Origin of the sequence: Yoonia sp. BS5-3, assembly GCF_038069655.2 — a bacterium.
GTDB lineage: Bacteria > Pseudomonadota > Alphaproteobacteria > Rhodobacterales > Rhodobacteraceae > Yoonia > Yoonia phaeophyticola.
On sequence record NZ_CP150951.2, the window covers coordinates 2,505,029 to 2,519,516 of the forward strand.

General features: G+C 56.1%; 13 protein-coding genes and 1 tRNA gene. 9 read left to right on the plus strand and 5 right to left on the minus strand.

From position 1 onward, the window contains the following. Positions 1–2: 2 nt before the first annotated feature. Positions 3–737, minus strand: coding sequence for a rhomboid family intramembrane serine protease (locus AABB29_RS12650; RefSeq protein ID WP_341366572.1), 735 nt, complete (start codon positions 735–737; stop codon positions 3–5). A 31-nt stretch (positions 738–768) separates the two neighbouring features. Continuing rightward, on the minus strand, positions 769–4,227 hold the full coding sequence (putA, locus tag AABB29_RS12655) for a bifunctional proline dehydrogenase/L-glutamate gamma-semialdehyde dehydrogenase PutA (protein ID WP_341366571.1): 3,459 nt from the start codon (positions 4,225–4,227) through the stop codon (positions 769–771). 113 nt (positions 4,228–4,340) lie between these two features. Between putA and AABB29_RS12660 the strand changes: the two genes are divergently transcribed. From AABB29_RS12660 to AABB29_RS12685, 6 genes are all read left to right on the plus strand, one after another. Continuing rightward, positions 4,341–4,805, plus strand: coding sequence for an Lrp/AsnC family transcriptional regulator (locus tag AABB29_RS12660; RefSeq protein WP_373636551.1), 465 nt, complete (start codon positions 4,341–4,343; stop codon positions 4,803–4,805). A 45-nt stretch (positions 4,806–4,850) separates the two neighbouring features. Further along, on the plus strand, positions 4,851–5,390 hold the full coding sequence (locus tag AABB29_RS12665; RefSeq protein WP_341366569.1) for a hypothetical protein: 540 nt from the start codon (positions 4,851–4,853) through the stop codon (positions 5,388–5,390). A 220-nt stretch (positions 5,391–5,610) separates the two neighbouring features. Then, positions 5,611–5,697: transfer RNA gene (locus AABB29_RS12670), tRNA-Leu, on the plus strand. Between the two features lie 442 nt (positions 5,698–6,139). Next, complete coding sequence (locus AABB29_RS12675; RefSeq protein ID WP_341366568.1) at positions 6,140–6,772, plus strand: hypothetical protein; 633 nt, start codon at positions 6,140–6,142, stop codon at positions 6,770–6,772. A gap of 449 nt (positions 6,773–7,221) precedes the next feature. Next, positions 7,222–7,347, plus strand: a complete 126-nt coding sequence (locus AABB29_RS12680; protein ID WP_341366567.1) for a hypothetical protein — start codon at positions 7,222–7,224, stop codon at positions 7,345–7,347. 58 nt (positions 7,348–7,405) lie between these two features. Then, positions 7,406–7,894: a hypothetical protein gene (locus tag AABB29_RS12685; RefSeq protein WP_341366566.1), complete on the plus strand. Its 489-nt coding sequence runs from the start codon at positions 7,406–7,408 to the stop codon at positions 7,892–7,894. Here the strand turns inward: AABB29_RS12685 and AABB29_RS12690 are convergent. The 3 genes from AABB29_RS12690 to AABB29_RS12700 are packed head-to-tail and all read right to left on the minus strand — an operon-like array spanning position 7,891 to position 10,618. After that, complete coding sequence (locus AABB29_RS12690) at positions 7,891–8,493, minus strand: hypothetical protein (protein ID WP_341366565.1); 603 nt, start codon at positions 8,491–8,493, stop codon at positions 7,891–7,893. The two genes, AABB29_RS12685 and AABB29_RS12690, sit on opposite strands and share 4 nt — an antisense overlap. Next, on the minus strand, positions 8,493–9,065 hold the full coding sequence (locus AABB29_RS12695; RefSeq protein ID WP_341366564.1) for a TadE/TadG family type IV pilus assembly protein: 573 nt from the start codon (positions 9,063–9,065) through the stop codon (positions 8,493–8,495). The genes AABB29_RS12690 and AABB29_RS12695 overlap by 1 nt, the downstream gene beginning before the upstream one ends. Continuing rightward, entirely contained in the window at positions 9,065–10,618 is a 1,554-nt protein-coding gene (locus tag AABB29_RS12700; protein ID WP_373636552.1) for a pilus assembly protein TadG-related protein, read from the minus strand. The genes AABB29_RS12695 and AABB29_RS12700 overlap by 1 nt, the downstream gene beginning before the upstream one ends. Before the next feature lie 342 nt (positions 10,619–10,960). On the opposite strand from AABB29_RS12700, the gene AABB29_RS12705 reads away from it, so the two are divergent. The 3 genes from AABB29_RS12705 to AABB29_RS12715 all read left to right on the plus strand — a co-directional run bounded on the left by AABB29_RS12705 (position 10,961) and on the right by AABB29_RS12715 (position 14,484). Then, positions 10,961–12,400 (plus strand): Glu/Leu/Phe/Val dehydrogenase, encoded by a 1,440-nt coding sequence (locus AABB29_RS12705; RefSeq protein WP_373636554.1) that lies wholly within the window; start codon positions 10,961–10,963, stop codon positions 12,398–12,400. A 132-nt stretch (positions 12,401–12,532) separates the two neighbouring features. Next, complete coding sequence (locus tag AABB29_RS12710) at positions 12,533–13,132, plus strand: short chain dehydrogenase (protein ID WP_341366561.1); 600 nt, start codon at positions 12,533–12,535, stop codon at positions 13,130–13,132. Between the two features lie 98 nt (positions 13,133–13,230). Beyond that, a complete protein-coding gene (locus AABB29_RS12715) occupies positions 13,231–14,484 on the plus strand; it encodes a sarcosine oxidase subunit beta family protein (RefSeq protein ID WP_341366560.1) in 1,254 nt (417 codons plus the stop codon). Positions 14,485–14,488: the final 4 nt, after the last annotated feature.

Consider the following 14,488-nt stretch of genomic DNA (forward strand, 5'->3'; position numbering starts at 1 on the left):
TCTTAGCGCCGTACCAGGGGCACATTGCTGCGCGCGTAAACCGTTTCGGGATGCGGCGGGTGCCCTTCGGTGCGTTTCCAAAAGGCGGTGCTGCCGCGTTTGATCCAAAGCGGTATGGATGCGATAAATCCGATGACAAAGCCGCCCGCATGCGCCCAATAGGCCACGCCCCCGCCCGAGACATCCACCGAGAACCCGTTGAACAGTTGCAGTGCAAACCACAGCCCCAGCATAAGCCATGCAGGGATCGGGAAGATGCGGAAAAAGACGATGAAAAACACAAAAATATCGACCCGCGCTTTGGGGAATAGCAGCAGATAGCCGCCCATCACCCCCGCAATTGCGCCTGATGCGCCAACCGTTGGGATCGGCGATGTGGGCGCTGCAGAAAACTGCACCAGGCTCGCCAGTACACCGCAGATCACATAGAAAAGCAGAAATGGCAGATGGCCCATTTCCTCTTCCAGATTGTCACCGAAAATCCATAAAAACAGCATATTCCCAGCCAGGTGCATAAAGCCCCCGTGCAGGAAAATTGATGTAATCAAAGCGGGGTAGTTTTCCCCATGGGACAGGCGCAACGGGATCAGCGCGTAGTCATAGTAAAGCTGCCCAAGCGCTTGGTCATTTTGCACAAAAGCAATCCCCCACAGGAAGATCGCCACATTCACCACAATCAGCGTGAGGGTGACATAAGGGGTGCGCTCGGACGGGTTATGATCTCGGATCGGTAACATGCGCAAACCGTCTGCGATGTAGCCATGGGCGTCAAGCACTTGTCTCAATTGCGCTGCGCGCAAGCAATTCTGCGTTTCCTCCGGCGGCAGTGGTGTCGATGCAAATATGTCGCTCATGCAGAACATGCGCGGTATCGGGCGCGGTGGTGATCAGCGGGATGATCGGCCCGTGCCGCTGGCTAAGGGCGGTTTCGATCTGCTGCGCTGTCGCGGCATCGCCCCACCAAAGCACGCCGGCGATCGGCGAAAGCGTCTGCAGGGTATCGGGGGACAATACGCCGCCTGCGCTGATCCCGATCCCGCCAAGCTGTGTGACTGCATCGCGCTGCGCATCTGCGGCCGCCTCTCCGGGACCCAGGCAAAGGATCGGCCCACGCGCATGCAGGCTGTGCCGGTTGGATTCGCCGGTTGGCCCGGGCAGGTCCGTGGGCTGTGTTGGGGCAGGGTGCTGTGCGACGCGCAGCTGCTTTTGCAGCTTGGCGATGTCAGCTTCGCCCGTCCATGAGCCTGCAACTTGCGGATTGTCCTGCACGACAAAGCGGGCCAGATAGTGGGGTCCGCCGGCCTTTGGGCCAGTGCCGGAAAGCCCCTCGCCGCCAAAGGGTTGGCTGCCCACAACCGCACCGATCTGGTCGCGATTTACATAGATATTTCCCGCATGGACCTGTTCAACGATCATCTGCACGCGGTCATCAATCCGCGTGTGCAGCCCGCATGTCAGCCCATAGCCGGTGGCGTTGATGGATGCGATGACCTGCTCAATCTCGGTCGCGCGAAAGGTGGCGATATGCAGGACCGGGCCGAAGACCTCTTGTTTCATGTCGGCAATGCTATCGACCCGGATCGCTGTTGGCGGGACAAAGCCCGGGCGCGGGGCCGTATCTATTTGATGGATGATCCGACCTTCATTGCGGGCGGTCTCAATATGATCTGTGATCGATTGGAAGGCCGCATCATCAATCACGGGCCCCAGATCGGTGGACAGGTCCCATGGATCGCCAAGGGCCAGTTCATCCATCGCACCGAACAGCATTTCGCAAAGCTTATCTGCAATATCGTCTTGCACATAAAGACAGCGCAGCGCCGAACAGCGCTGCCCGGCAGATCGGAAAGCGCTGTTGATAATATCGCGCACCGCATGTTCGGGCAGGGCGGTGCTGTCGACGATCATCGCATTCAAACCGCCTGTTTCGGCAATCAAGGGCGTGCCGGGCGCGCAATGGGCTGCCATGCTTTGCCGGATGCGCAGGGCGGTGGCGGTCGAGCCGGTAAAGGCAACTCCGGCAATGCGCCGGTCTGCACAAAGTGCGGCGCCGATATCGCCTTCGCCGGGCAATAGTTGCAGCGCTGTGCGCGGCACGCCAGCCCCATGCAAGAGCTGGACAGCACGGGCCGCGATCAGTGGCGTCTGGCCCGCTGGTTTGGCCAGCACCGCATTGCCGGTTGCCAGGGCGGCGGCAATTTGGCCGGTGAAAATCGCCAATGGAAAATTCCAGGGGCTGATGCAGGTCCAAATCCCGCGCGGGGGATGGTCCTGCGGCGCGCCAGCTGCGTAATAGCGCAGAAAATCTACCGCCTCGCGCAGCTCGGCGACCACATCGGGCAGGCATTTGCCCGCCTCACGCGCGAGAAGCGCAAACAACTCAGGGGCATGTGCCTCATAGGCGTCTGCTGCGGCGTTCAGGATACGCGCCCGGTGCACCGCGCTGTCATCCCAAGGCTGGGCAGCGGCCAATGCGGTGTCAACGTCTTGCATCGTCGCGCATTGGACCTGTCCGACGATGTCATCGGGGCGGGCTGGATTGACGACCTGCTGGGTGGGGCCATCGCCGGTGTCGGTGGCAAGGATCGGCGCAGCCTGCCATTGATAGGGCAGGAACGCAGCGCGGCTTTTGTCGATGGTGGCAAGGGTCGGCAGGTGGCTTAGATCCCAACCTTTTGCATTAATCCGCTGCGGTTGAAAAAGCGCGGGGCCAGTGGGGAGGGGGCAATTGGATTGGGCCTGATCAAACGGGCAAGCTGCGATGGTTTCGGGCGGGATCTGATCATCGACAATCTGATTGACGAAACTGGAATTCGCGCCGTTCTCAAGCAAACGGCGGACCAGATAGGCCAGCAGATCTTCATGGGCACCAACGGGGGCGTAGATGCGGCAGCGGGTCTGTTCGGATTGCAGGATGATCGTATGCAAAGCCTCGCCCATGCCATGCAGCCGCTGGAATTCGTAATCGGCAGGCGTGCGGCCCACCTGCGCGGCCAGATCAAGGATCGCTGCGACCGTATGGGCGTTATGGGTCGCAAATTGGGGGTAAATCCGGTCGGTTAGGCCCAGCAATTTGCGAGCATTGGCGATGTAGCTGATATCAGTATGCGATTTACGGGTGAAAACCGGAAAGCCATCAATCCCTTCGACCTGAGCGCGCTTGATCTCGGCATCCCAATAGGCGCCTTTGACAAGGCGCACCATGATCTTGCGATCCAGCCGGGTTGCAAGCGCATGAAGATGATCGATGACAAGCGGGGCGCGCTGCCCATATGCCTGCACGACAACGCCAAACCCGTCCCAACCGGCAAGGGCAGGGTCACAAAGCACGGCGCCGATGACCTCAAGCGAAAGGGACAGGCGGTCAGCCTCTTCGGCGTCGATGTTAAAACCCATGCCCGCAGATTTGGCCAGCATGGCCAACGCGCGGACACGGGGGACAAGCTCGGCCATGACACGGGCGCGCTGGGCCAGCTCATAACGGGGATGCAGGGCGGATAGCTTGACCGAAATGCCGGGGTTCTCGGCGACGCTTTCATGCACGCAGTGATCGGCAATCACGCTGATGGCCCGCGAATAGGCCAGATGGTAGCCGCGGGCATCGGCCTCTGTGCGGGCAGCTTCGCCCAGCATATCATAGCTATAGGTGAACCCCTTGGCCTGCATCCCCTCAGCCCGTTTCATGGCCTTGTGAATATCCTCACCCAGCACAAACTGGCGGCCCATCTCGCGCATGGCGCGGGCAACCGCAGTGCGGATCACAGGTTCGCCCAGACGTTTGACCGCGCCGCGCAAAGCGCCTGCCAAACCGGGCTTGGTTTCTTCCAGTACGCGGCCGGTTAGCAGCAAAGCCCAGGTCGAGGCATTGACCAGCGAGGAGGAAGAATGCCCAAGATGCTTTCCCCAATCGGATGGGGCGATCTTGTCTTCGATCAGGGCGTCGATGGTTTCGGTATCAGGAACGCGCAAAAGCGCCTCGGCTAGACACATCAAGGCGATGCCTTCGTCGGTGGACAGACCGTATTCGGCCAAAAACACCTCCATCAGGCCGGGGGTGCCGCTGCTGCGAATATCGCGGATCAAGGTGGCGGCACGGGTGCTGATGCGGTCGCGGTCGGCGGTTGACAGGTTTGCGGCGTTTCGGAGTTCGGCGATGGCCGTGGCCTCATCCAGATAGGTTGCAGCGTCCATTTGCGCAGAAAGGCGGTTGGTATCGTGATGCGACATCTTCAGGCTCCTGATCAATAGGACTAGAATAATGGATATTTCGCGGTTAGTCGTGTTGTTCAATGTGCTCGCAAAGGTCGAATGAACTGAATTTGAGGTAAAGTATGGTCGAAATGGATAAACCGCTGGATTCCTTTGATAGCAAGATTCTTGATCATCTTGCGGTGGATGGGCGGATCAGTGTTACTGATCTGGCGCGGCGCATCGGGCTTTCAAAATCGCCAACCCAAGCGCGGCTGAAACGGCTTGAGGATCAAAAGATCATCCTTGGTTACACCGCCCTATTTGATCCAATCCGGCTTGGGCGGGACCATGTGACCTTTGTTGAGGTCAAGCTCAGCGACACGCGCGAGGCGGCGCTGGCAGCCTTTAACAATGCCGTGATCAACATCCCCGAGATTGAGCAATGCCACCTGATCGCAGGGGCGTTTGATTACCTTTTGAAGGTGCGCACAACTGGTATGACCGGGTATCGTGCTGTTTTGGCAGAGAAAATATCGACCCTGCCGCATGTGTCCAACACATCGACCTATGTAGCGATGCAGGCTGTCAAAGAAGACGGACCTACACCGCTTTGATACACGGACTTGACCGGGGCGGCGTGCTGGGCGCAGGCTGGCACCATGCGATTGATGACCTTGTTTTGTGTATTGGCGAGCCCGGCTTGGGCGGACATATGCCCGGCCAGCCCGGACCATAGCGCGCGGGTCCATGAGCTGTTTGAAGGCCTCGCCGTGGCGGAAAGCCAGGCGCAGGCCGATGGATTGAACGCTGAACTTTGGGCGCTCTGGACGGATGCGCCCGATGACAAAGCGCAGTTGCTGCTTGATCAGGGGATGCAGCTGCGGGCCATGTTTGATCTGCTCAACGCAAGAGATGTGCTTGATCAACTGGTCGAGTATTGCCCAGACTTTGCCGAAGGGTACAACCAGCGGGCCTTTGTCAGCTATCTGCGGCAGGATTATGCGGCGGCTTTGATTGATATTGATCGGACCTTGGCGTTGAACCCAAATCACACGGGTGCCCTATCGGGCAAAGCGCTGACTTTGATCGGCATGGGGCAGATGGACGGCGCACAAGAGGCGTTGCGCGCAGCGGTCGCATTGAACCCCTGGCTACAAGAGCGGGCGCTGTTGACCGAGCCGTTGGGGCAAGACATCTGAGATTTGGGCAGGGGATGAATGCCAAATGGCTATTGTGATCAAAGCCATGTGACTTTAGGGAGTATACGGGCTTTGGTTCTTTTCCCAGATCATGGGGCGTGACCCAAGGCTCTTGTTCCCCGTGCGGATATCTGCATTTGGAACAAGGCGTTGCGTTTGTTAGATCGCTTTCGGGCTGAAGACGGGTCCGGCGGCGAACATAGAAGACTGCGCCAAGGATGCGGGCGTGATGGAATGGTAGACATACCAGACTTAAAATCTGTTGGGCCTTGTGCCCGTGTGGGTTCGAGTCCCACCGCCCGCACCATAACTTTTAAGTATTTGTCTTTATTTACTTAACCGGGACGTCAGGATTTCGAGCCACCTTTCGGCCGGCCCTGTAAATTCAGTATTGGTTGCTCATCCACTGCTTTTTGGCGCGCGCTCTTCCCGGGCCTTCGCCATCCTCCGTTCCGGATCTGGAATCCCCCATGTGGGATGCGAAGGCTTTGGCGTACCTGACGCGCAGCGGGACGTTTTGGTGGTGCTGCTGGCGCGAAAATCATCGTACAGATTGCGTACAGAACCTGTACATACGGCGTATGTACAGCGGGGCGGGTTGTTGCCGGGATTGGGAGTATCGGAGGGGGGATTCTGGCTTGACTAAGGTAGTCAGGTATTTTGTGGATTCACCCTTTACCGGAGTGAGGCCCTTGGGTTTAAATCGCTAATGATCAGTTAACCCTTGTTTTGAGACGAGAAGCAATTTGATGACAGTTTCGAATGTGCGTACTTGGCTATCTGCTATCTTTTTAGTTTTCGCGACCACCGCGACACCGCAACAAGTTCAGCAGACACAAACGGCATCTGATCAACTCGTCTCTGCATTTGAAACGGTGGGCTATGAAAAGGTGGATCTTCGAGGTTGCGGAGTGGCGTTTGCGCGTCGCTTCGAGCCGACAGAACGTAATAACGGGTTCTTTGCATATTGGCGCTATTTGGATATCTCGACAATTCGAAGCCTTTCTGATGCCCGTGTCGAAGTAAAAGAGTTTTCTGACGGAACTGACTTCTTACTTACGCTTCAGTACAACGACGCCTATTGGGAGCGATATTCTCAGTTGCTAAGCTTTGACCGTTGGGTAGCTAGTGCCTACCCGCAATCCAATTGGCCCTATCAATTCCCTAGTTCGCACGATGAATATTCGTCTCTGATAGAGTATGAGCTACACCAAAGGGTTGATGTCGTTGGAAGCCTCAATCGTAGTATTGCATTCGGCAAATTTGGCCCTGTCAGCGTCATTGAAAGAGGTGCCTTTGGGATCGCGTCTTTCGACACTCAAAGTCTGTTAGATTTGCGGGCCAGTCTTTTGCAATACGCGGCTGAGAATAGTTGCATTTAGACAAATGAGATAATTGAGGGGGGTTCTTTTGGATGAACATGTCAGAAGCGGAACCCCGACAGCGGAGATACATGTGCCGTCTGACTGGCTGATACCCCGTGAACATGATGGTTTCACATTGTCAAATCAATCTGTAGCGGACAATTCCACTACTTTCCGAAGTCGGAGCCCTTGGGGCATTCGAAGCCTGTTGCGTAAGCTAGGGTTTCTGGCTCGTAGACTTTGAGGGTCGAAGGTGAGACAGCAAGCCGTGATACCGAAAGCAAGACTGATCAGATCCTGAAAAGCGTTTGACGTCAGACCAGAAGAAATATTCATCTGCGAACAAGATCAGGACTGTCCTGGAGGTTCTGTGTGGCGAAGACCGCCGCTTACGATAGTTTGGTCTTGTTGCGGGCCGGTATCGTCTCTCACAAGCCGGACCGATTGTGGCCGACTGGATCATATGAATGGCTGGATTTGGGCCTGTCCTGCGCGGTGCTGTCAATCAATGCGTGGATGACCGGGTTGCAACACGCCAATTGGCCAAATCATATGGGCTTTTCCGGTCGAACCCGATATGGACGGGTGGCTAGTCGGATGGGTTGCCTCCCATCCGCTTGCCAAAAATGATTAGTCGTAGGGGCCATCGAAATGTTCCATCCTGACGAAAACGGGGTTTATGCGGTTGTCGGCGCATCGCCGATCCGCCGGGCGTTTGCATATGTGATTGTCGTATCTTTGGGCGCGGTGGTGTTGCTGACAGTTCTGTCGGAACCCCCGGGCCTGTTTTGGATGATTTTCATGTTCATGTTCGGGATTGGGGCGCTGTGGCTGGCTGAGTTGCTGCGACGCGCCACGACGATGGTGATCGAACTTACAGAAACTGAGCTGCGGGACAGTAATGGGACGGTCCTGGCACATATGGATGACATCAAAGCCGTCGAGAGGGGCGTTTTTGCCTTCAAACCCTCAAACGGTTTTATCCTGGTGCTTGAAACGAAACAGCCCCGAAGCTGGGCTCCGGGGCTGTGGTGGCGCTTGGGGCGCCGTGTTGGTGTTGGTGGCGTAACCTCTGCCGGTCAATGCAAATTCATGGCCGAGCAGATCGCCTTTCGTGTCGCGCAGCGCCGCGCCGCTTAGCAGTCCATCACATTGGTGTCGGAACTCGGGATTTCGTCGAAGCAGAAATTGGGCGTGAAGCGTGGCTTAATCACGGTGAACGTGTTGAACTCAACATCGTTAAGGTCAGCACCGGTAAATGGCCCCATTGAGTAGGAAATCGGCTGGCTATAGTCGGTCCGGGTTTCGACGATGATCGCCCGGTCGAAATTACCCATAATCGGGATACGGTTTCGAAGTGTGGTCATATCGGCCGTTGTGTAGGGTGCATCATAGCCCCGGTGTTCAGACCATGACACCTCAAGGGCATCGGCATCTTCATCATACCATACAACGGTGACGCGCAGGTCGGGCGCATCGTCGGCCTCGGTCAGCAATTCGAGAAGCTCGACGGCCCCATCAATATAGTCATCTGTGATCGGGTTTTCTTCACGGCTGATCATATCTGCAAGTGTGATGCCGGCTTTGTTTGCGATCAGTTCAGTCCGGAACAGGTCGAGATAAACAAAGGTCGACAAAAGTGCCCAGACGAGGATTGGCACCGCAAACAGAAGCCCGAGTGACATAACCGCGCCGTCTTCATCGGCCCAAAAGTTGTTGATTGCTGTTTTTAAGTTCATCAGTCTGATCCAAATGGTTCAATAACAAAGGCGGCCGTTGAAACGAGCGCGTACGAGCCGGCGGCAGCACTACCTGAATTACCGTCGACGATGGCTTTACCAAGCCCGGTCGTTGGCATCAGCGGATCGATACGGGCGCAGACCCGCATATACATCAGCTCATTGTCACCACCGGTCGGGATTACACTATCACCTGAGGGTGGATCTTCACCGCGATCAATGCATTGAATTCGCCCATCCACTGCAGTCCAGTTCCGCAGATCATTCACAATCAGCTCGATCTCGACCTCTGCCTCACAATTTGGAATTGTTGCGGCGATGTCGCAGATGCTCTCAAGCATTTCCTGACGCGTTGGATTGCGCATTTCGCCAATCCGAATGTCGCGCACAGTCAGGTCGACAGCCCGCTCAAGCCGAAAATGCTGCAGCGAAATGATCCCGCTTTCGATGGTCATCAAGAAAAAGAAGAAGAACACCGGAAAGATGATGACGAACTCAAGCGTCACAACACCATCTTCGTCACGGCGGAAGTTGCGCAGCAACTCCCGCAGTTTGTTATGTTTCGACATCATCACAGGCTCAGACGCAGTTCGGTGATATTCGCTGCTATCTCTTCAAAGATATAGCTGATATCGCCGCCTTCGGTTGCGTAATAGTAGTTTTCCGATGTCGCGCATTCTTGCATCTCTGCCTCACCAGAAGCGCCAGCGCCCATCGCGATGGTAAATACGATCACCCCCGCATCCTTGGCCGCCGTGCAGCTTTGCTGGAGCCAAATGTTCATCTGAGCAGCCGTGTCCGGATATTCAGAAACATTGTTGAGAGTGGGTGTATCGCCACTTGGGTGATCGTCAATGTTGTTGCGCCAGTAGTTCCATGGGTTTTCGTTTGCGGCACGGCGATAATAGAAATCGTCACCATAATCGTCGTCGAGGCGGCGTCCGCGCACGTTCTGCCCGTCGGTCATCAAAACGATGTACTTCACGTTGTTTTCTTCATCATTCGTGTCAGTGTAATCCAGAGGGCGGACACCTGCGAAGGCTGGGTCCAGACCGCTGACAGTCGCAAGAAGCGGACGCATCGAGGGATCGATCAGTGCAGTTGCCCAACGCATGCCGATATGGATCGACGTGAAGCTTGTCGGTTGATACTGGCCGATGGCGGCCTGCAACTCAGCAACATTCTGGCTGAACGGAATAATTGCTTGGAAGTCTTCATGCGGGCACAACGGTTTGTTGAAAGTCTCACCGCTGTAGTTTGAATAATGCTCAAATGTTTCGACCTGCTCGTAAGTGCGCGCGACATCAAATGTCATGGTTGCATAGTCGTTCGCCTCGAAGTCGATGCAAGTTGAGTGGTTCGTCGTCACCAGGTCAGGATCGAGATCATCAAATCCTGGATCCGAAGAATCGATTTCTTCGACGGTCGTCCTGCGGCCGGATGTATTCAAATAGAGCGAGTCGGGCGTTGTATTGATCGCATCAAAAAGGGCCTGACCTGCTGCGACGTGCTGGGAGTAAGCGATGAGTGAGATTGACACCTCATCCTGATATTCAGGGCTTAGGATATCATCGACAAAGTCTGACGCCGCCGCTTTTAACAGCTCCATTTTCGTTGAACCAGCCACCGCGTTTGCCATAGAGCCGGAAATATCAAGTACCAGCGAAACCTCGACGTTGCTGGCGCCTTCGACCGCCGCAGACAGTGCTGGCGCATCCAATTGATCCATGCCGATTAAGCGCAGAAAAATTGTGTTTACGTCGATTTGGGATCGCACCTGCACAGACCGTGAGCCCGCCAGATTGACGATCTCGGGCTCACCGACAATCGAATCCTCATAACCAGCCGTTTCAAAATAGCTGACAACAACCTCTTTGGTGTCGAGTGACTGATCCAATTCAGCCGCTGCAAGAACCGCGCGATCAGACACACTTTGCAGGACGACGCGGCGCGCCTCGAACCGCATGAAGTCAACCCCCATGCCGCCCACGACAAGCATGATGATGAGCAGGATCAGTGTCAGAATGATGATCTCGCCATCTTCATCTTTCCCAAAGGCACGAAGGAAGCGCGCGCGAAGGTTCGGCGCGGCATCGGTGTTGGATCGAAATCTTGTAATCATCATGTTCCCCAATAGCGGCAGTAGCAGCTGCGCCACCCGTCGCGGCGCGATTGAATCCACATATCACGAAAAACATTACGCTGTGGCAAAATTTGGGCGTTTATCTGCGGGTGTGGCGAATTTCCTCTTGCGGGGTCGGGACATTACGTCAAATTGGGCATAACTGTCTGTGAGGCAGAAACAAATCGGCTTTGGAAAAGCACTTGGGCCTGTCCGATTAATAGAATCTTCACGTTTTTTCGTCGCACAAAAGATCTTTGCTAAGTTTTTGCGAATCACGTGCATGTTGCTGTCATCTGCCTATATGCCCCGAAAAGGGCATGTCTCTGCGAAAAAGGAACCACCATGACAGAGCCTGAAACACCGCAAGAACCCAGCTTTCGCGAATCCGTTGATTTGATGTTCAACAGGGCCGTCGCGCTGATGGATTTAAGCCCCGGTCTAGAGGAAAAAATACGCGTCTGTAACGCCACTTACACCGTCCGTTTTGGGGTTCGTCTGCGCGGGGCAATTCACACATTTACCGGCTACAGATCTGTCCATTCCGAACATATGGAGCCGGTCAAAGGCGGGATCCGTTTTTCCACAGCTGTGCACCAGGACGAGGTTGAAGCCTTGGCCGCTTTGATGACCTATAAATGCGCCCTGGTTGAGGCACCATTCGGCGGCTCGAAAGGCGGGCTGTGTGTGGACCCGCGTGCATGGGATGAACATGAGATGGAGCTGATCACCCGCCGCTTTGCCTATGAGCTGGTCAAGCGCGATTTGATCCATCCCGCCCAAAATGTCCCCGCCCCGGATATGGGGACTGGCGAAAGGGAAATGGCCTGGATTGCCGATCAGTACAAACGCATGAACACAACCGATATTAACGGCGCGGCATGCGTCACCGGCAAACCGCCCCATGCTGGCGGCATTGCAGGCCGGGTTGAGGCGACAGGGCGCGGCGTCCAATACGCGCTGCGGGAATTTTTCCGCTACCCCGAGGATGTCGCTGCCGCCAAGCTGACCGGCAATCTGGAAGGCAAGCGTATCATTGTTCAGGGGCTCGGCAATGTGGGCTATCACGCTGCCAAATTCCTGTCTGAAGAAGATGGGGCGATCATCACCGGGATCATCGAACGGGACGGCGCATTACACAACGAGGCTGGATTGGATGTCGAAGCTGTGCGCGCATGGATCGTCAAACATGGGGGCGTTACCGGGTACCCAGACGCCAATCACCACACGGACGGCGCGCTGCTGTTAGAGGCGGATTGCGACATCATGATCCCGGCCGCCTTGGAGGGGGTTATCAACCTGACCAACGCCGAACGGATCAAGGCCCCGTTGATCATCGAGGCGGCGAATGGGCCTATAACCGCCGGTGCTGATGATATTCTGCGGGCCAAGGGATGCATTATTATCCCCGACATGTATGCCAATGCAGGCGGGGTAACGGTTTCCTATTTCGAATGGGTCAAAAACCTAAGCCATATCCGGTTCGGCAGGATGCAAAGACGGGCCGAAGAAAGCCGGCATCAACTGGTCGTGGATGAGTTGGAGCGCCTTTCGGCGGACAAGGGGCTGGGTTGGGAGCTAAGCCCGGGGTTCAAGGAAAAATATCTGCGCGGCGCAGGCGAGTTGGAGCTGGTCCGCTCGGGGCTCGATGATACGATGCGGGCGGCGTATCAGGCGATGCGCGAGGTTTGGCATGGCCGCGACGACGTGCAGGACCTGCGCACAGCGGCTTATCTGGTTTCGATCCGCAAGGTGGCCGACAGTTATCAAGCGAAGGGGCTTTAGAAAGGAAAGCCGCAGTTCGGTCCTGAACCTAAGACTGAGGCGGAGCACCTTTGGGCGTGATCCGCCTTGAAAGGTTCCGGGCGAGTTGTGCTAACCCATTCTCAAAGAGATATCGTGGAAAAAGAGGTCAATATGAAGATTGTTCTAATCGGCGCGACCGGCGATGTGGGGCAGGCGGCCCTGGCCGCATTATCCCCAAGACATGACATTATCACCGTTGGCCGTACTAGCGGTGATCTGGCATGCGATATCGCCGATCCCGTCTCTGTTGCGGCGATGTATGATCATGTTGGTCAGGTTGATGCTGTCGTTTGTACCGCTGGAAATGTTCATTTTGGGCCCTTGGCTGAATTCACACATGATCAGTTTATGGTCGGTCTCAAGGACAAGGTGATGGGGCAGATCAATCTTGTCTTGGCGGGGCGCGATTATGTGGCTGATGGCGGATCATTCACGTTGACCAGCGGAATCCTGGATCAAGACCCCATCCGTATGGGCGCCGGTGCCGCGACGGCCAATGGTGCATTGGCCGGATTTGTCAGGGGCGCAGCAATCGAAATGCCCAAAGGCCAACGGCTGAACGTGGTCAGCCCGGGCCTGCTTGACATATCTGTACCGCGCTATGGGGAGTGGTTTCCCGGACACATAGCTGTGCCCAGCAAAGCTGTTGGTCTTGCCTATGTGAAATGCGTGGAAGGGCCGCAAACTGGACAGGTCATCACCGTTCACTAACATCACACGTCGCCGGTTGGTCGCTTTCTGTCGAAATGAGGATATGCAACAGCCCGGGTCTGTTGCTAGGCTTTGGCAGGCGGCAACAGGGAAATGCGATGCGTTACTCGGGCTTTGAGGTGATCAAAGAGGGGATTTTCGGCCAAAAGGGCTGGAGACCTGTTTGGCGCAACCCCGACCCCAAGCCTGCCTATGACGCGATCATCATTGGCGGCGGCGGGCATGGATTATCGACGGCCTACTATCTGGCAAAGGAACATGGGCTGACCAATATCGCGGTGCTCGAAAAGGGGTATATCGGCGGCGGCAATGTGGGGCGGAACACCACGATTGTGCGGGCCAATTACTTTTTGCCGGGGAACTCGGAATTCTATTCCCACTCGCTCAGGCTTTGGGAAGGGCTGGCCCAGGATCTCAATTATAATGTCATGCATTCCCAGCGCGGGCTGATCAATCTTTTCCATTCAGATGGACAGCGTGATGCCTTCGCCCGGCGGGGCAATGCGATGATCAATCAGGGGGATGACGCGATTCTGCTGGATTGCGACGGTGTGCGCCGGATCCTGCCCTATCTGAATTTCGACAACGCGCGGTTTCCAATTTATGGCGGTCTGTATCATCCGCGTGGGGGCACCGCACGGCATGATGCGGTGGCCTGGGGCTATGCGCGCGCGGCAGATCAACGCGGTGTCGACATCATTCAGAACTGCGAAGTGACAGGCATCGATATTGAAGGCGGTCAGGTAATAGGCGTGCAAACGACCCGTGGTGCGATCCGGGCCGGAAAAGTTGGCATCGTTGTGGCTGGCAGATCCAGTCAGGTCGCAGCCATGGCAGGAATGCGGCTGCCGATCGAAAGCCATGTCTTGCAGGCTTTTGTCACGGAGGGCCTGAAACCCTGCATCGATCACGTGGTCAGCTTTGGCATGGGGCATTTCTATATCAGCCAATCGGATAAGGGCGGTTTGGTCTTCGGGGGGGATATCGATTTTTACAGCTCTTACGCGGCACGGGGCAATCTGCCGATGCAGGAACATGTGATGGAGGCTGCAATGACGTTGATGCCGATGATCGGGCAAGCCAAGGTTCTGCGGTCCTGGGGCGGGATCATGGATATGACGCCTGACGGATCGCCCATCATCGACAAGACAGATACGGACGGGCTCTTTATCGATTGCGGTTGGTGTTATGGCGGGTTCAAGGCGGTGCCGGGGTCTGGCTTCAGCTTTGCGCATTTGATGGCGACCGGCCATCATCACCCGCCCGCCGCAAAGTTCAGGTTGAACCGGTTCCGCGATGGGGCGGGGTTGATGGATGAAGAGGGCACCGGCTCTCAGCACAATCTGCATTAGAGGA